This is a genomic window from Streptomyces sp. NPDC026062 (assembly GCF_055568375.1).
The window spans coordinates 1-21647 of record NZ_JBVHOQ010000060.1; the positions used below are offsets into that span (position 1 = coordinate 1).

The 21647-nt window shown below is 68.4% G+C and carries 21 protein-coding genes; 14 read left to right on the forward strand and 7 right to left on the reverse strand.

Annotated elements, in window-relative coordinates; all coding sequences use genetic code 11:
* Positions 1-88: 88 nt before the first annotated feature.
* The gene (locus ACZ4LX_RS34530) at positions 89-1348 is read right to left on the reverse strand and encodes a nucleotide sugar dehydrogenase (protein WP_467650971.1); all 1260 of its coding nucleotides are present in this window, start codon (positions 1346-1348) and stop codon (positions 89-91) included.
* Between the two features lie 66 nt (positions 1349-1414).
* Between ACZ4LX_RS34530 and ACZ4LX_RS34535 the strand changes: the two genes are divergently transcribed.
* Entirely contained in the window at positions 1415-2188 is a 774-nt protein-coding gene (locus ACZ4LX_RS34535) for a glycosyltransferase family 2 protein (protein ID WP_467650970.1), read from the forward strand.
* A gap of 117 nt (positions 2189-2305) precedes the next feature.
* Here ACZ4LX_RS34535 and ACZ4LX_RS34540 read toward each other — a convergent pair whose 3' ends face one another.
* The 4 genes from ACZ4LX_RS34540 to ACZ4LX_RS34555 form a co-directional block, all read right to left on the reverse strand.
* On the reverse strand, positions 2306-3220 hold the full coding sequence (locus ACZ4LX_RS34540; RefSeq protein WP_467650969.1) for a TauD/TfdA family dioxygenase: 915 nt from the start codon (positions 3218-3220) through the stop codon (positions 2306-2308).
* 10 nt (positions 3221-3230) lie between these two features.
* Entirely contained in the window at positions 3231-3701 is a 471-nt protein-coding gene (locus ACZ4LX_RS34545; protein ID WP_467650968.1) for a hypothetical protein, read from the reverse strand.
* A 246-nt stretch (positions 3702-3947) separates the two neighbouring features.
* The gene (locus ACZ4LX_RS34550) at positions 3948-4148 is read right to left on the reverse strand and encodes a DUF397 domain-containing protein (RefSeq protein ID WP_123524262.1); all 201 of its coding nucleotides are present in this window, start codon (positions 4146-4148) and stop codon (positions 3948-3950) included.
* 11 nt (positions 4149-4159) lie between these two features.
* Complete coding sequence (locus ACZ4LX_RS34555; protein ID WP_467650967.1) at positions 4160-5008, reverse strand: helix-turn-helix domain-containing protein; 849 nt, start codon at positions 5006-5008, stop codon at positions 4160-4162.
* 260 nt (positions 5009-5268) lie between these two features.
* Here ACZ4LX_RS34555 and ACZ4LX_RS34560 point away from each other — a divergent pair, with 260 nt between their 5' ends.
* A complete protein-coding gene (locus ACZ4LX_RS34560) occupies positions 5269-5727 on the forward strand; it encodes an ATP-binding protein (protein WP_467650966.1) in 459 nt (152 codons plus the stop codon).
* 29 nt (positions 5728-5756) lie between these two features.
* On the opposite strand, the gene ACZ4LX_RS34565 is transcribed toward ACZ4LX_RS34560, so the two are convergent.
* Complete coding sequence (locus ACZ4LX_RS34565) at positions 5757-6965, reverse strand: MFS transporter (RefSeq protein WP_467650965.1); 1209 nt, start codon at positions 6963-6965, stop codon at positions 5757-5759.
* A gap of 230 nt (positions 6966-7195) precedes the next feature.
* The gene (locus ACZ4LX_RS34570; protein WP_467650964.1) at positions 7196-8044 is read right to left on the reverse strand and encodes a C40 family peptidase; all 849 of its coding nucleotides are present in this window, start codon (positions 8042-8044) and stop codon (positions 7196-7198) included.
* An 816-nt stretch (positions 8045-8860) separates the two neighbouring features.
* On the opposite strand from ACZ4LX_RS34570, the gene ACZ4LX_RS34575 reads away from it, so the two are divergent.
* From ACZ4LX_RS34575 to nuoL, 12 genes are read left to right on the forward strand one after another with little or no spacing between them, the layout of a single operon-like run.
* The gene (locus ACZ4LX_RS34575) at positions 8861-9220 is read left to right on the forward strand and encodes an NADH-quinone oxidoreductase subunit A (RefSeq protein WP_123460983.1); all 360 of its coding nucleotides are present in this window, start codon (positions 8861-8863) and stop codon (positions 9218-9220) included.
* 17 nt (positions 9221-9237) lie between these two features.
* Complete coding sequence (locus ACZ4LX_RS34580) at positions 9238-9792, forward strand: NuoB/complex I 20 kDa subunit family protein (protein WP_073964532.1); 555 nt, start codon at positions 9238-9240, stop codon at positions 9790-9792.
* Positions 9789-10499 carry an NADH-quinone oxidoreductase subunit C gene (locus tag ACZ4LX_RS34585; RefSeq protein ID WP_467650963.1) on the forward strand — a complete coding sequence of 237 codons (711 nt, stop codon included), beginning with the start codon at positions 9789-9791 and terminating at the stop codon, positions 10497-10499. The genes ACZ4LX_RS34580 and ACZ4LX_RS34585 overlap by 4 nt, the downstream gene beginning before the upstream one ends.
* A complete protein-coding gene (locus tag ACZ4LX_RS34590; protein WP_467650962.1) occupies positions 10499-11821 on the forward strand; it encodes an NADH-quinone oxidoreductase subunit D in 1323 nt (440 codons plus the stop codon). The genes ACZ4LX_RS34585 and ACZ4LX_RS34590 overlap by 1 nt, the downstream gene beginning before the upstream one ends.
* Positions 11822-11850: 29 nt before the next feature.
* Positions 11851-12666: an NADH-quinone oxidoreductase subunit NuoE gene (gene nuoE / locus ACZ4LX_RS34595; protein ID WP_467650972.1), complete on the forward strand. Its 816-nt coding sequence runs from the start codon at positions 11851-11853 to the stop codon at positions 12664-12666.
* Positions 12666-14030, forward strand: coding sequence for an NADH-quinone oxidoreductase subunit NuoF (gene nuoF / locus ACZ4LX_RS34600; protein WP_467650961.1), 1365 nt, complete (start codon positions 12666-12668; stop codon positions 14028-14030). Before nuoE ends, nuoF begins: the two co-directional genes overlap by 1 nt.
* A complete protein-coding gene (locus tag ACZ4LX_RS34605; protein ID WP_467650960.1) occupies positions 14027-16534 on the forward strand; it encodes an NADH-quinone oxidoreductase subunit G in 2508 nt (835 codons plus the stop codon). Before nuoF ends, ACZ4LX_RS34605 begins: the two co-directional genes overlap by 4 nt.
* The gene (gene nuoH, locus ACZ4LX_RS34610) at positions 16531-17934 is read left to right on the forward strand and encodes an NADH-quinone oxidoreductase subunit NuoH (RefSeq protein WP_467650959.1); all 1404 of its coding nucleotides are present in this window, start codon (positions 16531-16533) and stop codon (positions 17932-17934) included. Before ACZ4LX_RS34605 ends, nuoH begins: the two co-directional genes overlap by 4 nt.
* Positions 17927-18610, forward strand: coding sequence for an NADH-quinone oxidoreductase subunit NuoI (gene nuoI, locus ACZ4LX_RS34615; RefSeq protein ID WP_467650958.1), 684 nt, complete (start codon positions 17927-17929; stop codon positions 18608-18610). The genes nuoH and nuoI overlap by 8 nt, the downstream gene beginning before the upstream one ends.
* Complete coding sequence (locus ACZ4LX_RS34620; protein ID WP_467650957.1) at positions 18607-19437, forward strand: NADH-quinone oxidoreductase subunit J; 831 nt, start codon at positions 18607-18609, stop codon at positions 19435-19437. Before nuoI ends, ACZ4LX_RS34620 begins: the two co-directional genes overlap by 4 nt.
* Positions 19434-19733: an NADH-quinone oxidoreductase subunit NuoK gene (gene nuoK / locus ACZ4LX_RS34625; protein ID WP_018101339.1), complete on the forward strand. Its 300-nt coding sequence runs from the start codon at positions 19434-19436 to the stop codon at positions 19731-19733. Before ACZ4LX_RS34620 ends, nuoK begins: the two co-directional genes overlap by 4 nt.
* Before the next feature lie 14 nt (positions 19734-19747).
* Entirely contained in the window at positions 19748-21643 is a 1896-nt protein-coding gene (gene nuoL / locus ACZ4LX_RS34630) for an NADH-quinone oxidoreductase subunit L (protein ID WP_467650956.1), read from the forward strand.
* Positions 21644-21647: the final 4 nt, after the last annotated feature.

Here is a 21647-nt window from a genome sequence, read left to right on the forward strand (position 1 = left end):
GACAGCGCCAGCCCCACATCGTCACCGGCTACTTCAAAGCCCCGCACGTCCGATACGTCCTCGACGAGTGAACCCAATGAGTTTCTGATCAATAGAGAGTCTCGACGTTCGGTCCAGTCAGGCGGTTTCGGCAGTCGAGAAGGTAGCGCGCGCTCTTCTGGATCGCCGGGAGGTTGAATCGTGCGTGGTCCATGAGGAGCACCACGGCATCAGAGGCTGCGATCTCCTCCGCGCTCGTTTCTAGCAAGGGCACGTTCAACTTGGTTTCGTCACCTTCGCGGATGTTGGGGTCGGCGCCGCGTACCTCGGCGCCGAGGCTGATGAGGAGTTCGGCGACCCGTGCCGAAGGTGAATTGCGAAGGTCCGTGGCGTTGTACTTGTAGGTCAGGCCGAGCAGCAGGATTCGAGATCCGCTGACGGGCATGCCGTGCTTGTCGAGCGCTTCCACGAGACGCTGGACGACGTAGTCGGGCATGTGCCGGTTTACGTCGGCGGCGAGTTCCACGAACCGGAAAGGAACACCGAGCTCCTCTTGGACCTTCCACGAGAGGAACAATGGATCGACGGGCAGGCAGTGCCCGCCGACTCCCGGCCCGGGGGTGAACCGTGTGAAGCCGAAGGGCTTGGTCGCGGCGGCGTCGATCGCCTCCCAGATGTTCACGCCGAGGGGAGCCGCCAGCATCGCCATTTCGTTGACCAGGGAGATGTTGACGAACCGGAAGGTGTTCTCGATCAGCTTGGCCAGTTCGGCGACCTTGGTTCCGGAAACCGAAATCGTGGTCTGAAAGATACTGTCGTAGAATCCCTTGATCACGTCGAGTGATCTGGTGTCGATTCCGGACACCAATTTCGGGGTTTCCTCGAAGGACCACCGCTTATTCCCCGGAGCGATGCGCTCGGGACTGAATCCGGCCAGGAAGTCATCCCCGCCTTTGAGACCCGATGCCTTCTCCAAGATCGGCAGCAGCAGTTCCTCCGTGGTGCCGGGATAGGTCGTGGACTCCAGGACGACCGTCGTGCCGGGGCGAAGATGCTCACCCAGGGTCTGGGCGCAGGACTCGATGTAGCTCAAGTCGGGTACACCGTCCCGCAAAGGGGTCGGCACGGTGATCACCGCGATGTCGAAGCCGGCAAGTGCGGCAGCGTCGGTGGTCGCGAAGTAGTCCCCGGTATCCAGGACCGCATGAAGTCGGTAGGAGGCCACGTCCTCCACGTAGGACTGGCCCGCGGCGAGCTGCTGGACGCGGTGCGCATCCACGTCGTAGCCGATGACGCGGTGACCCACCTCTGCGGCACGTACGGCCAGGGGCAGCCCTACGTAGCCCTGACCAGCGACAACTATCTGCATGTCTGCTCCTGCGCGATTGCGGTGCTTGAATGGACCGTCGTTCGTGATCTGGCAAGGAGATGCGCTGTGCCCTTGGTGTCTGTCGTGATGCCCGTGTACAACTCGGCAGCGACGTTGAGCGCGGCGGTGCGGTCGGTACTCACACAGACCCATGGCGATCTGGAGCTGCTGGTCACCGACGACCGGTCCTCCGATGGCTCCATGGACCTGCTCCGCGAGTTCGCCGCACAGGACGAGCGCGTCCTGCCGGAGCCGGCGCCCGAGCGGGGTGGTGCGGGCCGGGCCCGTAACCTCGCGATCGAGCGCGCCCGCGGGGACTACATCGCCTTCCTCGACAGTGACGACATGTGGCTGCCGGAAAAGACCGAGAAGCAGCTCGCCTTCGCTGTGGAGGCCACTGCGCCTTTGACGTTCACCTCGTACTTCAAGATGGACGCCGGCTACGACGGTGAGAGCATCGACTGGGTTCCGAACGGGCGGGTGGTCCGTGCGCGGGCGCACGTGGACTACCGCGCGATGCTGGTTCAGGACCACATCGGTGCACTCACTGCCATGTACGACCGCAATGTCCTGGGCACAAGATTGATGCCAGAGATGCGCAAGCGCCAGGACTACGCTCTGTGGCTGTCGATCATGCGGGACGGCGCGGACGCCCGCGGCCTCGCCGAGCCGCTTGCGGTGTACAGGGCCCACCAGGCGGGATCGCTGTCCTCCAACAAGCTGTCGCTTGTCCCGTACAACTGGAACTTGTATCGCGAGTACGAGCACCTGTCGGTCCCGCGAGCGACGCGGGCACTGGCCGGCGCGGTGTGGCAGTCGCTGCGGAACTCGCGCATCTGACTGCGGGCACGGCCCCGGGGAACTGGGCGCGCGGATGATCGAGGGCGCCCTGCCGGGGCCTGTCCCGTGGCTGTGCCGCGTGCTCAAGGGCTGGACCCTGGGGCGGGATTCGGCGGCTCACCGGGGCCGTCGTCCGGTTACGCGGCTGTTGTCCGCCCTCGCGCGCAGAAACAACTGGAGGAGTAGCCGCCGGTCGGAGACCGGGACTCCCTTCTGGCCGCTGTGGAGGGCCTCTCTGCCGTGCAGGAAGCGGCGCTGATTCACGATGAGGTAGTCCCCGGGCCGGAGCATGAAGGAGACCTGCCCCTGGAACAACTCCTCGGCGAGTTCCCCGGCGGCGCCGGCATGCGCCTGGGTGAGCTCGGACCTCTCCAGCATCTTGGCGGTGAATCGGACAAAACCTTTGTCCGGGTCGGAGCCGTCCAGGATCGGGAACGGCTTGTACTCCTCGCCCACGCCGAACAGGTCGAAGAACGTTCCGTAGTGGTAGGCCGACTCGCCCAGCAGAGCGCGGGTGTCCTCCGACAAACGCGCCACCGCCGCGTGAGCGTCGGAGAGGATGGTGGGGCCACCGCCGAGCGGATCTGGGCGAGCGCACAGAAGCGTGGTGTAGTCCGGGGGCAGCGTTCCGTTCACCAGATCCATGTGGAACGCGTTGTACCCGATGCCGCTTGACTGGCCAGGGTCCTTGTCGACCTTGACTCCGATGTCCTTCCATAGGGGCCACCGGGGGAACGGCGAGAAGGGTACGGCTGCCTCGGCCGCGAATGCCGTAGCCAGCCGCAGGAACCGGTCGTCGGTCTCCAGTGCCTTGGCAACGTTTCCCAGGCGCAGCACGGCGTATCCGCCGCCCTCTCCGGTCAGTGCGTTACGCAGGGTCGTGGCAATCTTCCTGAACTTCGGGGCAGCCGCCAGCTCTGCCCGGTATCGCTCCATGGTGGACTTCGCCAGGAAAGGGCCGTCCAGCTTCCAGGGCGGGAGAGAATGGTCGACCAGAGCGGTTTCGAGCTCGTTCGGGATGTCGATGAACACGTAGGGTTTCCTATCGCTTGGGGTTCTCGGGGTCGTTCCGCTGTCGTCCCGGGGCGGTGTCGACCAGGTAGTCGCAGAATCGAGGACCAGCGGCCAGGCGTGAACTGATCGACGGCAGCGCCGTGGGCATGAGTGTCAGGTGGAGCAGAGGGCGTACGTGCCACTCGATGTGGCGCCCCTTGGGCAGCAGGAGAGTGAAGCCGCAGGGCTCGCCGCGATGGAGCGCGCCGAGTGCCTGGATCCAGCCGCCCTGGTCGGCCCAGTAGAGCGCCCGCGCCGTTTCGCGCGGGGTCAGCCCTAGGACATGGCTCGCGCGGAGCTGGACGCGGATGACGCGGATCGCCTCACGGGGGCCGGACAGGATACGGAGGTCGACGGGTTCGGGAACGAAGCCGGTGGCGGGGCCGTACCGGAGGACTTCGAACCGGAAGCCGTGTGCGACGCGGGCGCTCACGGGGGTGGCCTGGGGTGATGTACGCATGGTCGACCGTCCGATCGAAGCAGGTGGCTGCGCGGATGGCGGTGGCCATCAACGGGCCTGCTTGCACAGGTAGTTGAGGCGCCTCTGGGCATGGTCGAGCGGTGCGCTCGTCGGGCCTGGCGACGTACGGTGACGGTAGCGTCACCCGCATGTGTGGTGCAACAGTGGGACGTCCCTATGTTGTGCCGCACTATGTGAAAACGCCCTCCACCTGGCCTTCAGGTGGAGGGCGCTGGGCCGAGTTGGTCAGATCAAGTGGTCGAACTCTCCGGCCTTGACGCCCAGGACGAAGGCGCGGAGCTTGGCGACGCTCGTCGTGACGACCAGATCGGGGTCATCGCTCTCGCGCATCTTGATCGCGCCGTCCACGGGTGCCAGCTCGATGCAGCTCTGGTTGTTGTCCGCTCCCGAGAATGACGACTTCTGCCAGTTGATTGCGTCGGTCATGTCGCTTCGACTCACATTTCCTGTGCGATGAATTGGATGAACTGAGCTGACTCCTCCGGGGCGAGGGAGATCGACTCGACGGAATCAAGCAGTTTCCGGTACCTGACGAGTTGGGCTTCGGCGTCCAGGAATCCGGCGTCGAAGGCGCTGTCGATCTGCACGGTGTCGAGCGCCGGGATGCCGGCGCCGGCGTACAGCATCGAATGGGCCGAGCCGGTGATCTGTGCCGTGAAGGGGATGACGCGGATCGTTACGGACGGCCATGCGGACGCCGCGTAAAGGAAGTTGAGCTGCTCGCGCATGACGTCCGTTCCGCAGTAGCGCATGCGGAGCGCGGCCTCGTGAACAAACGCCTCGAACGGGGTCGGGGCGGGGCGGTCGAAAATGTCCCGGCGCCTCGCGCGGTGCTCGACACGGGCGTTCAGTTCTGCGGCCGGAAGGTCGGAGATGCCGCTCCGGATCAGATCCCGTGCGTATGCCTCTGTCTGGAAGATCCCCGGAATGTTCAGCATCTGAATGGCGCGGAGGTAGGTGGCGCGATGCTCCAGCTCGGCCAGGTCCAGGAATCCCGGCGACAGTACGCCCCGGTAGTCGTCCCACCACCCCTTCGTTCGCTCCTCCGCCATGCTCGCGAGGGCGTCCACGAGGTGTTTGTCGCCGGCCGAGTAGTGGGTGGCGAGGCGGCGGACGCGCTGGTCGCTCACGCCGTAGCGGCCGGATTCGATGTGGCTGATCTGTGCACGCTCGCCGCCCAGGAACGCGGCGGCCTCGCTTCCGGACATTCCGGCACGCTCGCGCAGCTTGCGAAGCTCCGCGCCCAATCGCTTCTGCCTGGCGGTTGGGTAGCTTCTCGGTGGCATCGGCCTCCCCTTCGTGCGGGTACGAGTGTGCCGCCCCACTGTGCCACTGGTCCACTCGTATGGGTGCTACAGCCGTCCCACTGTTGCGCCGTACCAATGTTGTGCCCTAGCGTCGGACGGTGTCGGCCACGAACGGCCCGATGAACCGAAGTGCAGCTCCCCGTAAGCGAGTTCAGCTCGCCCGGGACCGGCCGATGCCACGGATCGCCGGAACGACAAGCCGACGTACCGGAGACCCGTTCACGCAGGGAGACCGCGCCATGACCTCCGTAACCCTTCCGCCCCCGCCCTCGCCCGCCCCGTACCTCCCGCAGCGCGGCGAGCGTTACCGGCTGGTCGCACCCAACACCCCCACCGCGCCCCGCGTCGCCCGGGACTTCGTGGGCGCGCTGCTGCGTACGACCGGGCACCCGGCTCTCGTCGATGACGCCCGGTTGTGCGTGAGTGAGGTCGTGTCCAACGCGCACTGTCATACGGGGTCGGCACGCATCCGGGTCGATGTGACGGTGAACCGGCGTCAGGTGATGGTCTACGTGACGGACGACGAGCCGGGCCGGCTGCCGGAACCGGGCGGCGCGCCGCACGTGGAGAGCGGGCGCGGGCTCGTCATCGTGGAGTGCCTGACCGATCGGTGGGGGACCACGACGCGCGGCGGGCGGGTACGGACCGCCAAGACCGTCTGGTTCGTCCTTGTCGCACGCGCCCTGGATCGCTTGTGAACCGTAGAACGCGGACCGCGCCCGCGTCATCAACGGCCCGGCGTGGACGGCCCTCCGCTCCGGCGGCCCGCCGCTGCCGCCACGACCGCGAGTCCCGCCGTCACGGTCCCGCACCACATGACCGCGTGGAGCGAGGCGTGGTCGACGACGGAGCCGCCCGCCAGCGCGCCGGCGGCGATCGTCGCCTGGAACGAGGCGGTGAACAGGACCGAGGCCGCCTCGGGCGTGCGGGGTGCCGCGCGGGCGAACCAGGTCTGTGAGCAGACCGGGACGGCGCCGTAGCCGAGCCCCCACAGGACGAGGAGCGCGAGCGCGCCCGCTTCGGACCGGCCGAGGACGGGCAGGAGCGCCGTCGCCGCGGCGATCGTGGCGGCGGCGGCCCCGAAGGCCGTGTGCGGCCGGCGCGTCACCAGGGCGCCCCCGAGGAAGTTGCCGGCCACGCCCGCCGCACCGTAGACGAGCAGGAAGCCGGTGACCGTGCCCGCGCCGGCGTGCGTGACCTCGCGCAGGAACGGCGTGACGTAGGTGTACGTACCGAAATGCGCCAGTACGACAAGGAATGTCATCAGCAGTGCGGACCGGGTGCCCGTCCCCCGCAACAGGGCGCGGAGCACGGCCGGGCGGGTGACCCGCTCCGGCGGCAGTGCGGGCAGGGTCAGGATCAGCAGGGCCAGCACGCCCGTGGACAGCAGGCCCATCGTGACGAACGCGGTGCGCCAGCCCGCCAGATCGCCGATGAGGGTTCCGGCGGGGACGCCGAGCACGGAGCCGAGGGGGACGGCGGCGAAGACGACCGCGGTGGCCCGGGCGGCGGACGGGGCGGGGACCAGCCGGCCGGCCAGACCGGCGCCGATGGACCAGAAACCGCCGATGGTGATGCCGACGAGGACCCGGGCGACCAGCACCAGCCAGTAGGCCGTCGCGGCCGCGGTGAGGAAGTTGGCCACCGCGAGCAGCAGGACGAGGGCGCAGAGCATCAGTCGGCGGTCGACGCGGGCCGTCGCGAGGGTCACCACCGGGGCGGCGAGGGCGGCGAGGAGGCCCGGCATCGTCATCATCAGGCCCGCCGTGCCGTCCGGGACGGCGAAGGCGGCCCCGATCGGCGTCAGCAGGCCGACCGGGAGGATCTCGGTGGTGACGATGACGAAGATGCCCAGCGTCACGGAGAGGACGGCCAGCCGGCCGCGTAAGGGCGTGCGGGACGCGGTGTCGGTGCGGGGGGTGGCCGTGGCGGACATGGAGGGGCCGTCCTGTGCTCGGTGACGCGGGGCTGTTCGCGCCAGTTCACAAGCTCGGGCGGACGGAGTCCGGCAGGTTCGCGACATCACCCGTGGCCGCCGGGGGTGATGTCGCGAACCCGCCGGGTACGGCGTCGCGAACCCGCCCGGAAACGCCGAAGGGCCGCGGCTCCCGAGCGGGGGAGCGGCGGCCCTTCGAGGTGCGCCGGGGCGCTTGTGAATCCGTGAACTCAGAGCACGCGGACCGCGCCGGTCGGCATGTCGTAGTCCAGGGAGCGCTGCACCACACCGGTGGAGGAGTTCTGCGCTCCGACGAACTGGCCGCCGCCCACGTAGATCCCGACGTGGTACGCGCTGCCCGCGCCGCCCCAGTACAGGATGTCGCCCGGCTGGAGGTTGCTCAGCGAGACCTGGGTGCCCGCGGTCGACTGGCTCTGCGAGACGCGCGGCAGGTCGACGCCCACCGTGCGGAATGCGGCCTGGACGAGGCCGGAGCAGTCCCAGGAGTTGGGGCCGGTGCCGCCGGACACGTACGCGTCGCCCACCTGTGCCTGCGCGAACGCGACGACGGAGGCGGCGGAGCCCGTGGCGGTGGAGGTGTAGGACGCCGTGGCGGTCGACGAGGAGCCCGTGGAGGAGGAGCTGGACGCCGAGGCGCTCAGCGTCGTGCGCGCGGCGGAGCGGGAGGCGCGCTCGGCGGCCTCGGCCTTCGCTTCCGCCTCGGCCTTAGCCTTGGCTTCGGCCTTCTTCTTGGCCTCGGCCTTGCGGACCGCCTCGGCCTTGGCCTTCTTGGCGGTCTTCGCGGCGGACGTGGCCGCGGCTTCCTCGTGGGCCTGCGTCTCCAGGTCCAGGGCGACCTGCTGCGTGGCCTCGGCGGAGGCCGCGACGGAGGTGGAGAGCCCGGCCGTGATGGTGGGCATCTCGATGGTCTGGGTCACCGGCTCGGCCTGAGCCGGACCGGCAGCGCCTGCGACGGCGATGGTGCTGAGGACGCCACCGGCAACTCCGGCCCGCAGCGCCGTCTTCGAGGCGTTTCGGCGGGGCTTCCGGTGGCTGGGTATGAGAGCGGTGTGGGACATGGGTACTAGCGCTATCAGGGCCTCAGGGGTCCCATCAAGAAACGTGTGTTGCGACACAGTTACGTCCGGAATCCGTGAATCCGCTTCCCGAGGGCCCTTATTGACGCCGTAACGGGCAAAACGGGCACCCTTTGATACGGCTGTGATCACGGGTTTTCGGCAATACGCCCGAATTGCCCGTCACTTACCATCCGTTCACACGGTTGGCCAAGCCCGCTTGTGCGGCACCCTTCGGCGAGTGACGCAGGTCACAGCTTGTTCCGGCCGTAGTGGGCATACGAGGGCCCGGCGCGCGGGGCGTGCCGACGGCGCGGAACGGCCCGGCGCGCGGGGTGTCCCGACGGCGCGGAACTGGCGGCGTCCGGTGACCTATTCGCCCCATGGGTGGTGGATGCCGGAATGCGCCTACTTCGCTCCGGGCGGCTTCCGCGTGGGCGGGCCTGCGCTGGTCGCAGAGTGGGGCAGATGCCTCTATCACCCGATCGCGTCCATCGCCAATTTTGCGCCAGACGCTGTGGCTTGATAAGGCAACAGCCGTTTGACCAGCGGTAACGGCAAGGGATGTCACGTCTCGTGATCACCCGGCCGCTTCGCGTACGAAGATCACCGCTCATCCGACTTCATGATCGTTCGTCAGGTGGTGGAGATCACAAAGACGTTGGTGTACCCCGTGTCGCAGATCACAGGATGGCGGGCATAGGATGCGGGGCAGTCGGGCTTGTGAACTGCCTCACATGTGCACGATCTTGGTGAGGTGGCGAGCCAGGTCGCCCGATGCGGTCCAACGGTCAAGGACGACTGGAAGGAGCGAGGAGCGTGAATGCCTACGCGCCCATCCTCGTGCTCGGTGCCCTAGGGGCGGGGTTTGCGATCTTCTCCGTGGTCAGCGCCACGCTTATCGGCCCCAAGCGGTACAACCGGGCGAAGCTCGAAGCGTACGAGTGCGGTATCGAACCCACCCCGACTCCAGCCGGAGGCGGCCGTTTTCCCATCAAGTACTACCTGACGGCGATGCTCTTCATCGTCTTCGACATCGAGATCGTCTTCCTCTATCCCTGGGCCGTCACCTTCGACGCCCTCGGGATCTTCGGGCTCGTCGAGATGCTGCTCTTCGTGCTCACCGTCTTCGTCGCCTACGCGTATGTGTGGCGTCGCGGCGGCCTGGAATGGGACTGAGGGGCTGAGGGGCACATATGGGACTCGAAGAGAAGCTGCCCAGCGGCTTCGTGCTGACCACTGTCGAGCAGGCCGCCGGCTGGGTACGGAAGTCCTCCGTCTTCCCGGCCACGTTCGGACTCGCCTGCTGCGCCATCGAGATGATGACGACCGGGGCCGGGCGCTACGACCTGGCCCGGTTCGGTATGGAGGTCTTCCGCGGATCGCCGCGGCAGGCGGACCTGATGATCGTGGCAGGGCGGGTGAGCCAGAAGATGGCGCCCGTCCTGCGGCAGGTCTACGACCAGATGCCGAACCCCAAGTGGGTCATCTCCATGGGCGTATGCGCATCATCGGGCGGAATGTTCAACAATTACGCCATTGTTCAGGGTGTTGATCATATTGTCCCGGTTGATATCTATTTGCCTGGCTGTCCGCCTCGGCCCGAGATGCTGATGGACGCGATTCTCAAGCTCCACCAGAAGATCCAGGGCTCCAAGCTCGGGGTCAACGCGGAGGAGGCCGCCCGCGAGGCGGAGGAAGCCGCGCTCAACGCACTGCCCCTGATCGAGATGAAGGGGCTGCTCCGGTGAGCGACGAACAGAACAACGGCGGCGTCCCGGCCGCGCGCGACGAGCACGGCGAGGTCATCGGCGTACGCAAGGGCATGTTCGGCGCCAACAACGGCGGCGACACCTCCGGCTACGGCGGTCTCGTCCGTACCGTCGCGCTGCCGGGCGCCACCTCGCGTCCGTACGGCGGCTGGTTCGACGAGGTCGCCGACGAGCTCGAAGGGGCCCTGGAGGAGCAGGACCTGCTTCCCGGGAACGCCATCGAGAAGACCGTCGTGGACCGCGACGAGCTCACCTTCCACATCGCCCGCGAGCACCTGCTCACCGTCGCCAGGACCCTGCGCGACGACCCCGCGCTGCGCTTCGAGCTCTGTACGGGGGTGAGCGGCGTCCACTTCCCCGGCGACAAGGGGCGCGAGCTGCACGCCGTCTACCACCTGCGCTCGATCACCCACGGCCGGCTCATCCGGCTGGAGGTCTCCGCGCCGGACGACGACCGGCACATCCCGTCCCTCGTCCCCGTCTACCCGACCAACGACTGGCACGAGCGCGAGACCTACGACTTCTTCGGGCTCGTCTTCGACGGGCACCCCGCCCTCACCCGGATCATGATGCCGGACGACTGGCAGGGCTTCCCGCAGCGCAAGGACTACCCGCTCGGCGGCATCGCCGTCGAGTACAAGGGCGCCCAGATCCCGGCTCCCGACCAGCGGAGGTCGTACTCCTGATGACCACTCCCCACGCAACGCCCCGCGCCACGACCGAGGGGACTGTATATACAGTCACCGGCGGCGACTGGGACGAGGTCGTCGAGTCGGCGGTCAAGTCCGACGACGAGCGCATCATCGTCAACATGGGTCCCCAGCACCCGTCCACGCACGGCGTGCTCAGGCTGATCCTGGAGATCGACGGCGAGACCGTCACCGAGGCCCGCTGCGGCATCGGCTACCTCCACACCGGCATCGAGAAGAACCTCGAATTCCGGAACTGGACGCAGGGCACCACCTTCGTCACGCGCATGGACTACCTGACGCCGTTCTTCAACGAGACGGCGTACTGCCTGGGGGTCGAGAAGCTTCTCGGCATCGAGGACCAGATCCCCGACCGGGCCACCGTCCTGCGCGTGCTGCTGATGGAGCTCAACCGGCTCTCCTCGCACCTGGTGTGCATCGCCACCGGCGGCATGGAGCTCGGCGCCACGACGATCATGATCTACGGCTTCCGCGATCGTGAACTCGTTCTCGACCTCTTCGAACTCATCACGGGCCTGCGGATGAACCACGCGTTCGTCCGCCCCGGCGGACTCGCCCAGGACCTGCCCCCGGGCGCGGTCGACCAGCTGCGCGAGTTCGTGAAGACCATGAAGAAGAACCTGCCGGAGTACGACAAGCTCGCCACCGGCAACCCCATCTTCAAGGCCCGCATGCAGGACGTCGGCTACCTCGACCTCACCGGCTGCATGGCGCTCGGCGCCACCGGCCCGGTCCTGCGTTCCGCCGGCCTCCCGCACGACCTGCGCAAGACCGACCCCTACTGCGGGTACGAGAACTACGAGTTCGACGTCCCCACCGCGGACAGCTGCGACTCCTACGGACGCTTCCTCATCCGGCTGGAGGAGATGCGCCAGTCGCTGCGCATCATCGAGCAGTGCATCGACCGGCTCGCGCCGGGACCGGTCATGGTCGCCGACAAGAAGATCGCCTGGCCCGCGCAGCTCGCGCTCGGACCCGACGGACTCGGCAACTCGCTCGACCACATCAAGAAGATCATGGGCACCTCCATGGAGGCCCTGATCCACCACTTCAAGCTGGTGACCGAGGGCTTCCGGGTCCCGGCCGGACAGGCGTACACCGCCGTCGAGTCGCCCAAGGGCGAACTCGGCGTGCACGTCGTCTCGGACGGCGGAACCCGCCCCTACCGGGTCCACTTCCGCGACCCGTCCTTCACCAACCTCCAGGCCATGGCGGCGATGTGCGAGGGCGGCCAGGTCGCCGACGTCATCGTCGCCGTCGCATCCATCGACCCCGTGATGGGAGGCGTCGACCGGTGACCGAAGCACGTAGCGAAGTCAGTCTGGGGATGCCGCAGCTCCCCGCCCCCGCCTACCCGGCCGAGGTGCGCGCCAGGCTCGAAGCGGATGCGAAGGAGGTGATCGCCCGCTACCCCGGCAGCCGCTCCGCGCTCCTGCCGCTGTTGCACCTCGTGCAGTCCGAGGAGGGGTACGTCTCGCGTACGGGCATGGCCTTCTGCGCGGACATGCTCGGCCTCACCACCGCCGAGGTCACCGCCGTCGCCACCTTCTACACGATGTACCGGCGCAAGCCGAGCGGCGACTACCAGGTCGGCGTCTGCACCAACACGCTCTGCGCGGTGATGGGCGGCGACGCCATCTTCGACCGGCTCAAGGACCACCTCGGCGTCGGCAACAACGAGACGACCGAGGACGGCAAGGTCACCCTCGAACACATCGAGTGCAACGCCGCCTGCGACTTCGCGCCCGTCGTGATGGTCAACTGGGAGTTCTTCGACAACCAGACGCCCGAGAGCGCGACGCGACTCGTGGACGACCTGATCGCCGGCCGCACCGTCGAACCGACCCGCGGCGCCCCGATCTGCTCGTACAAGGAGACCGCCCGGATACTGGCCGGTTTCCCTGACGAGCGCCCCGGCGCGGTGGAGGCCTCCGGCGGCGCCGGACCCGCCTCGCTCATCGGCCTGAAGCTCGCCAAGGGCGAGGCCGCACCGCAGCCCCGCGTGGTGGGCCCGCGCGGCGAAGCACCCGCCGACGAACCGCAGAAGGGCGCCGAACACCTCAGCTCCCACGACGCGCCGCAGCAGACCTCGGCCTCCGACCCGGACCACCCGGCCGGTCCCGCCGCCGAGGAGGGGGAGTGATGACGTTGGCCGCCGAAATCGACAAGAACGGGACCAGCCCCGAGAAGCTTCTCGCGCCTGTCCTGTCCGCCTTCTGGGACCAGCCGGACTCCTGGACCCTGGACACCTACCGCCGCCACGAGGGGTACGAGGGACTGCGCAAGGCCCTCGCGATGTCTCCGGACGACCTCATCGCGTACGTCAAGGACTCCGGTCTGCGCGGCCGGGGCGGCGCCGGCTTCCCCACCGGGATGAAGTGGCAGTTCATCCCGCAGGGCGACGGCAAGCCCCACTACCTGGTGGTCAACGCCGACGAGTCGGAGCCCGGGACCTGCAAGGACATCCCGCTCCTCTTCGCCAACCCGCACAGCCTGATCGAAGGCATCGTGATCGCCTGTTACGCGATCCGCTCCTCGCACGCCTTCATCTACCTGCGCGGCGAGGTCGTCCCCGTACTGCGGCGGCTGCACGAAGCCGTACGCGAGGCGTACGAGGCGGGCTATCTCGGCAAGGACATCATGGGCTCCGGACTCGATCTGGAACTCACCGTGCACGCGGGCGCCGGTGCGTACATCTGTGGTGAGGAGACCGCGCTCCTCGACTCGCTCGAAGGACGCCGGGGCCAGCCCCGGCTGCGCCCGCCCTTCCCCGCGGTCGCCGGTCTGTACGCCTGCCCCACCGTGGTGAACAACGTCGAGTCCATCGCCTCGGTTCCCGCGATCCTGAACAAGGGCAAGGACTGGTTCAAGTCCATGGGCAGCGAGAAGTCACCGGGCTTCACGCTGTACTCGCTCAGCGGACACGTCGCGGGCCCCGGCCAGTACGAGGCCCCGCTCGGCATCACGCTGCGCCAGCTCCTCGACATGAGCGGCGGGATGCGCCCCGGCCACCGGCTGAAGTTCTGGACCCCGGGCGGTTCCTCCACCCCCATGTTCACCGAGGAGCACCTCGACGTGCCCCTCGACTACGAGGGCGTCGGCGCCGCCGGATCCATGCTCGGCACCAAGGCGCTCCAGTGCTTCGACGAGACGACCTGCGTGGTGCGGGCCGTCACCCGCTGGACCGAGTTCTACGCCCATGAGTCCTGCGGCAAGTGCACACCGTGCCGCGAAGGGACCTACTGGCTGGTCCAGTTGCTCCGCGACATCGAGGCCGGCAAGGGACAGATGGCCGACCTCGACAAGCTGAACGACATCGCCGACAACATCAACGGCAAGTCCTTCTGCGCCCTCGGCGACGGCGCCGCCTCGCCGATCTTCTCCTCGCTGAAGTACTTCCGCGAGGAGTACGAGCAGCACATCACCGGCAGGGGCTGCCCCTTCGACCCCGCCAGGTCGACCGTCTGGGCCGACGACAAGAACGCATCCCAGGGGGTGAACGCGTGACAGTCACCACGAGTGCGCCCTCCGGGGGCGGCGAGGCGGCTCTCCCGCCCGAGGACCTGGTCACGCTGACCATCGACGGCATCGAGATCAGCGTGCCCAAGGGCACCCTGGTCATCCGTGCCGCCGAACTCCTCGGCATCGAGATCCCGCGCTTCTGCGATCACCCGCTCCTCGACCCGGCCGGCGCCTGCCGCCAGTGCATCGTCGAGGTCGAGGGCCAGCGCAAGCCGATGGCGTCCTGCACCATCACCTGCACCGACGGCATGGTCGTCAAGTCGCAGATCACCTCGCCGGTCGCCGACAAGGCGCAGCGCGGTGTGATGGAGCTGCTGCTCATCAACCACCCGCTGGACTGTCCGGTCTGCGACAAGGGCGGCGAGTGCCCGCTGCAGAACCAGGCGATGTCGCACGGCGACGCGACCTCCCGCTTCGACGGGAAGAAGCGGACGTACGAGAAGCCCGTCCCGATCTCCACCCAGGTGCTGCTGGACCGCGAGCGGTGTGTGCTGTGCGCACGCTGCACCCGGTTCTCCAACCAGGTGGCGGGCGACCCGATGATCGAGCTGATCGAGCGCGGCGCGCTCCAGCAGGTCGGCACCGGGCAGGGCGATCCGTTCGAGTCGTACTTCTCCGGCAACACCATCCAGATCTGCCCGGTCGGCGCGCTGACCTCGGCGGCGTACCGGTTCCGCTCCCGCCCCTTCGACCTGGTGTCCTCGCCCTCGGTGTGCGAGCACTGCGCGGGCGGCTGCGCCACCCGCACCGACCACCGGCGCGGGAAGGTCATGCGGCGCCTGGCCTCCAACGACCCCGAGGTCAACGAGGAGTGGCTCTGCGACAAGGGCCGCTTCGGTTTCCGCTACGCGCAGCAGCGCGACCGGCTCACCACCCCGCTGGTCCGGGGCGAGTCCGGTGAGCTGGAGCCGGCGAGCTGGCCCGAGGCGCTGGCCGCCGCGGCAGCCGGACTCTCCGCCGCGAGGGGCCGGACCGGTGTCCTCACGGGCGGCCGGCTGACCGTCGAGGACGCGTACGCGTACAGCAAGTTCGCCCGGGTCGCGCTGGACACCAACGACATCGACTTCCGGGCCCGGGTGCACAGCGGCGAGGAGGCCGACTTCCTGGCCGCCCGCGTCGCCGGGCGCGGCCGGGACCTGGACGGCTCGGGTGTCACGTACACCTCGCTGGAGAAGGCCCCGACCGTGCTGCTGGTCGGGTTCGAGTCCGAGGAGGAGGCGCCCGGCGTCTTCCTGCGGCTGCGCAAGGCGAACCGCAAGCACGGACAGCGCACCTTCGCCGTCGCCTCGCACGCGACGCACGGCCTGGAGAAGGCCGGCGGCACGCTGCTGCCCGCCGCTCCCGGCACCGAGACGGAGTGGCTGGACGCGATCGCGGGCGGTGTCGGCCTGGACGGCGAAGGTGCCGTCGCGGCCGAGGCGCTGCGTGGTGAAGGCGCCCTGATCGTGGTGGGTGAGCGGCTGGCCGGAGTACCCGGCGGGCTGAGTGCCGCGGTACGGGCGGCGACCGCGACCGGAGCCGCCCTGGTGTGGATCCCGCGCCGGGCCGGCGAACGCGGGGCGGTGGAGGCGGGCGCGCTCCCGTCGCTGCTGCCCGGTGGCCGCCCGGCCACCGACCCGCGCGCCCGGGACGAGGTGGCGTCGCTCTGGGGCGTCGCCGAACTCCCGTCCCGTTTCGGCCGCGACACCGGCCAGATCGTCGAGGCCGCGGCCACCGGCGAACTGGGCGCGCTGCTCGTCGCCGGTGTCGAGACGGCGGACCTGCCGGATCCGGCACGGGCCCTGGAGGCCCTGGACCAGGTCGGCTTCCTGGTCTCGCTGGAGCTGCGGCCCAACGAGGTCACCGACCGCGCCGACGTGGTGTTCCCGGTCGCCGCGGTCGCCGAGAAGTCCGGCACCTTCCTCAACTGGGAGGGCAGGGCGCGGATGTTCGAGGCCGCGCTGAAGCCCGAGCAGATGACGCGGAACCTGGCCCCCGGCGATGCGCGGGTGCTGCACATGCTGGCCGACGCGCTCGACGTCCACTTCGCGCTGCCGGACCTGAAGTCCGTACGCCGTGAGCTGGACCGGCTCGGCGGCTGGCAGGGCACGCACGCGGACGACCCGCGCGCCTCGGCCCGGCCGCTGCCCCGGCCCGGTGACGGCGAGGCCATCCTCGCGGGCCACCGGATGCTGCTCGACCTCGGCCGGCTCCAGGAGGGCGACACGGCGCTGGCCGGGACCCGGCACGCCGCGGTCGCCCGGCTCTCCGCCGCCACCGCCGCCGAGACCGGCGTCGAGGACGGCGATCTGCTGGCCGTCTCCGGCCCGGCGGGCAGCGTCCAACTGCCGCTCCAGATCACCGAGATGCCGGACCGGGTGGTCTGGGTGCCGCTGAACTCCGCCGGGCGGGGTGTCCCGGCCGACACCGGTGCCCGGCCCGGCGGCCCGGTCCGGATCGGCCCCGCCGCACCCGGCATTTCCGACGTCACACCGGAGGTGGGGGCGTGAGTGCCTTCGCTCAACTGGCCACGGCCCCGCGCGGCACGGTGCTCGCCGCCGAGGACCTGTCGATGTTCGGCAACGACCCCTGGTGGCTCGTCGTCGTCAAGGCGGTCTTCTGCTTCGCGTTCCTGATGGTGACCGTGCTCTTCTCCATCGTGTGGGAGCGCAAGGTCGTCGCCTGGATGCAGCTGCGCATCGGCCCCAACCGGCACGGCCCCTGGGGCATGCTCCAGTCGCTGGCCGACGGCATCAAGCTGATGCTGAAGGAAGACGTCATCGTCAAGCGGGCGGACAAGGTCGTCTACGTCCTCGCCCCGATCATCGCGGCGATCCCCGCGTTCATGGCGATCGCGGTCATCCCGTTCGGACCGTCCGGCAACGAGGTCTCGATCTTCGGGCACCGTACGGCGATGCAGCTCACCGACCTGCCGATCGCGATGCTCTACATCCTCGCGGTCGCCTCGGTCGGGATCTACGGCATCGTGCTGGCGGGCTGGTCCTCCGGATCGACGTACCCGCTGCTCGGCGGGCTCCGCTCGTGCGCGCAGATGATCAGTTACGAGATCGCGATGGGCGCCGCGTTCGCCTCGGTCTTCCTCTACTCCGGGTCGATGTCGACCTCGAAGATCGTGGAGGCGCAGGAGGACCGCTGGTTCATCATCCTGCTGCCGGTCTCCTTCATCATCTACATCGTCACGATGGTCGGTGAGACCAACCGCGCCCCGTTCGACATGCCGGAGTCCGAGGGCGACCTGGTCGGCGGCTTCAACACCGAGTACTCGTCGATCAAGTTCGCGATGTTCATGCTCGCCGAGTACGTCAACATGGTCACCGTCTCCGCGGTCTCCACGACCCTCTTCCTGGGCGGCTGGCGGGCCCCGTGGCCGATCAGCACCTTCTGGGAGGGCGCGAACCACGGCTGGTGGCCGATGCTCTGGTTCGTCCTCAAGGTCCAGCTGCTGCTGTTCTTCTTCATCTGGCTGCGCGGCACGCTGCCCCGGGTCCGCTACGACCAGCTGATGAAGCTGGGCTGGAAGGTCCTGATCCCGGTCTCCGTCGTCTGGCTGATGATGGTCGCGACGGTGCGGGCGCTGCGCAACGAGGGCTACGACTTCTCGAAGATCCTGCTCTACGTGGCGGGTGCCGTGATCGCGGTCCTGCTGATCTCCTTCGTCGTCGACATCTTCCGCGACAAGAAGGTCCGGGAAGCCGAGGCCGGTGCGGAACCGGAGCCGGCGTTCGACCCGATGGCGGGCGGGTTCCCGGTGCCTCCGCTGCCCGGACAGACCCTGCCGCCCGTGCCCCGGCGCAGGCCGAGCCGCGAGCGGGAGCTCGTTGTCAGTGGTGGCGTGGATACTCAGAGTGACGGAATTCCGAGTGACGGAAAGGAGGCCGGCGGTGTCTGAACTGTCTGAGTCGCCGGGGTCCAAGAGGCCGGCGAAGTCCACCCGTGCTTCCGGTTCCCCGGAATCCGCGCAGGACAAGTTCCAGAATCCGGTGGCCGGCTTCGGCGTGACCTTCAAGGCCATGTTCAAGAAGCGGCTGACCGAGCAGTATCCGGAGACGCCGAAGGTGACGGCGCCGCGCTTCCACGGCCGGCACCAGCTCAACCGCCATCCGGACGGCCTGGAGAAGTGCGTCGGCTGCGAGCTGTGCGCCTGGGCCTGCCCGGCGGACGCGATCTACGTCGAGGGCGCGGACAACACCGACGAGGAGCGCTACTCCCCGGGGGAGCGCTACGGCCGCGTCTACCAGATCAACTACGCGCGCTGCATTCTCTGCGGACTGTGCATCGAGGCCTGCCCGACCCGGGCGCTCACGATGACCAATGAGTTCGAGCTCGCCAACACCACCCGCGAGAGCCTCATCTACACCAAGGACGAGCTGCTCGCGGGCCTGGAGGAAGGCATGGTCGACAGCCCGCACGCGATCTTCCCCGGCATGGACGAACAGGACTACTACCGGGGCCTGGTGACCGAGGCCGCCCCGGGTACGGAACGCCAGCTCGCCGTCTCCAAGGGCGAGAAGCCGGACGACGCGGACGGCGAGAGCAACGGCGCGACGCAGGAGGTGGACGCATGAGCGGCCTGGCCGCAGCGGCCTCCCAGACGTCGACGGGCGAGGCCTTCCAGTTCTGGGTGCTGGGCACGGTCGCCGTGATCGGCGCCCTGTCCACCGTACTGATGAAGAGGGCGGTGCACAGTGCGCTGAGCCTCGCCGGGACCATGATCGTCCTGGCGGTGTTCTACCTCGCCAACGGCGCCTACTTCCTGGGCATCGTCCAGGTCGTCGTCTACACCGGCGCGATCATGATGCTGTTCCTCTTCGTGGTCATGCTCGTCGGTGTCACGGCGGCGGACTCGCTGAAGGAGACGCTGAAGGGCCAGCGCTGGCTGGCCGCCGGCTGCGGGCTCGGCTTCGGCGTCCTCCTGATCGCCGGAATCGGCAACGCCTCGCTGAACAGCTTCAACGGACTCGGCACGGCCAACACCGAGCACGGCGGGAACGTGGAGGGGCTCGCCAGCCTCATCTTCACCAAGTACGTCTTCGCCTTCGAGATCACCGGCGCCCTGCTGATCACCGCCACCGTCGGCGCGATGGTGCTCACCCACCGCGAGCGCACCGAACGGGCCAGGACCCAGCGGGAGATGTCCCAGGAGCGCGTGCGCGGCAACCACGTGCCGCCGCTGCCCGCACCCGGCGTCTACGCCCGGCACAACGCCGTGGACATCGCCGGACTCCTCCCGGACGGCACCCCGTCCGAACTCACCGTCATGCAGACGCTGCGCAAGCGCGGCCAGATGCGCGATGTGTCCAACGAATCGCTGGCCGGCCTCAAGGCACTGGAGCAGCGCTCCGGTGAGCGGCTGGGCCGGGACACCGCAGAAGAAGAGGAGGTCGCCAAGTGAATCCGGTCAACTACCTCTATCTCGCCGCTCTGCTGTTCACCATCGGCGCGGCCGGGGTCCTGATCAGGCGGAACGCGATCGTGGTGTTCATGTGCGTGGAGCTGATGCTCAACGCCTGCAACCTCGCGTTCGTCACCTTCTCCCGGATGCACGGCAATCTCGACGGCCAGATCATCGCCTTCTTCACGATGGTCGTCGCCGCCGCGGAGGTCGTGGTCGGGCTCGCGATCATCGTGTCGCTGTTCCGTTCCCGCCACTCGGCCTCGGTCGACGACGCCAGCCTGATGAAGCTGTAAGGGGCGCTTGAACTGTGGAGAACCTGATTGCGCTGCTTGTCGCGGCGCCCCTGCTGGGAGCGGTGGTGCTGCTCTGCGGCGGCCGACGGCTCGACCGTGTGGGCCACCTGCTCGGCACCGCGCTCGCCGCCGCCTCCTTCGTCGTCGCGGTGGTGCTCTTCACCGACATGCTCGGGAAGGGCGCCGAGGACCGCGCGCTGCACCAGAAGCTGTTCAGCTGGATTCCGGTCGAGGGCTTCCAGGCCGATGTGGCCTTCCAGCTCGACCAGCTGTCGATGACCTTCGTCCTGCTGATCACGAGTGTGGGCACGCTGATCCACCTCTACTCGATCGGCTACATGGAGCACGACGAGCGCCGGCGCCGCTTCTTCGGCTACCTCAACCTGTTCGTCGCGGCGATGCTGATCCTGGTCATCGCCGACAACTACTTGCTGCTGTACGTCGGGTGGGAGGGCGTCGGTCTGGCGTCGTACCTGCTCATCGGCTTCTGGCAGCACAAGCCCAGCGCGGCGACCGCCGCGAAGAAAGCGTTCCTGGTCAACCGGGTCGGCGACATGGGCCTGTCGATCGCGATCATGCTGATGTTCACCACCTTCGGCACCTTCGCCTTCGGCCCGGTCCTCGAATCGACCGGTGAGACCAGCGAGGGCAAGCTGACGGCGATCGGCCTGATGCTGCTGCTGGCCGCCTGCGGCAAGTCGGCCCAGGTGCCGCTCCAGTCCTGGCTCGGTGACGCGATGGAGGGCCCGACCCCGGTCTCGGCCCTGATCCACGCCGCCACCATGGTGACCGCGGGTGTCTATCTGATCGTCCGCTCCGGCGCCATCTTCAACGGTGCCCCGGACGCCCAACTCGTGGTCGTGATCGTCGGAGCGGTCACGCTGCTCTTCGGTGCGATCGTCGGTTGCGCGAAGGACGACATCAAGAAGGCCCTCGCCGGGTCGACGATGTCGCAGATCGGCTACATGATCCTGGCCGCCGGGCTCGGCCCGATCGGTTACGTCTTCGCGATCATGCACCTGGTGACCCACGGCTTCTTCAAGGCCGGGCTCTTCCTCGGCGCCGGTTCGGTCATGCACGGCATGAACGACGAGGTCGACATGAGGAAGTTCGGCGGCCTGCGGAAGTACATGCCGGTCACCTTCGTCACCTTCGGACTCGGGTACCTCGCGATCATCGGCTTCCCCGGTCTGTCCGGCTTCTTCTCCAAGGACAAGATCATCGAGGCGGCCTTCGCCAAGGGCGGCACCGAGGGCTGGATCCTCGGAGCGGTGACCCTGCTGGGTGCGGCGATCACCGCGTTCTACATGACGCGCGTGATGCTGATGACGTTCTTCGGCGAGAAGCGCTGGCAGCCGGACGCGGAAGGTCACGACCCGCATCCGCACGAGTCCCCGAAGTCCATGACCATCCCGATGATCGTCCTGGCGGTCGGTTCGGTGTTCGCGGGAGGCTTCTTCTCCATCGGTGACCGCTTCCTGCACTGGCTGGAGCCCGTCACGGGCCACAGCCACGGGGACGCCCCGGTCAGCGCGACCACCGTCACCGCCGCCACCATGGTGGTGCTCGTCATCGGTGTCGCCGTCGCCTGGGCGATGTACGGCCGCAGGCCGGTGCCCGCGGTCGCCCCGCGCGGCTCGCTGCTCACCCGGGCGGCCCGCCGCGATCTCCTCCAGGACGACTTCAACCACGTGGTCCTGGTCCGTGGCGGCGAACACCTCACCCGCTCCCTGGTCTACGTCGACCACTCGCTGGTCGACGGCGTCGTCAACGGCACGGCCGCCTCCATGGGCGGGCTCTCCGGCCGGCTGCGCAAACTGCAGAACGGCTACGCCCGCTCCTACGCGGTCTCGATGTTCGGCGGTACGGCAGTCGTCATCGCCGCGACCCTGCTGATGAGGGCGGTCTGATCAC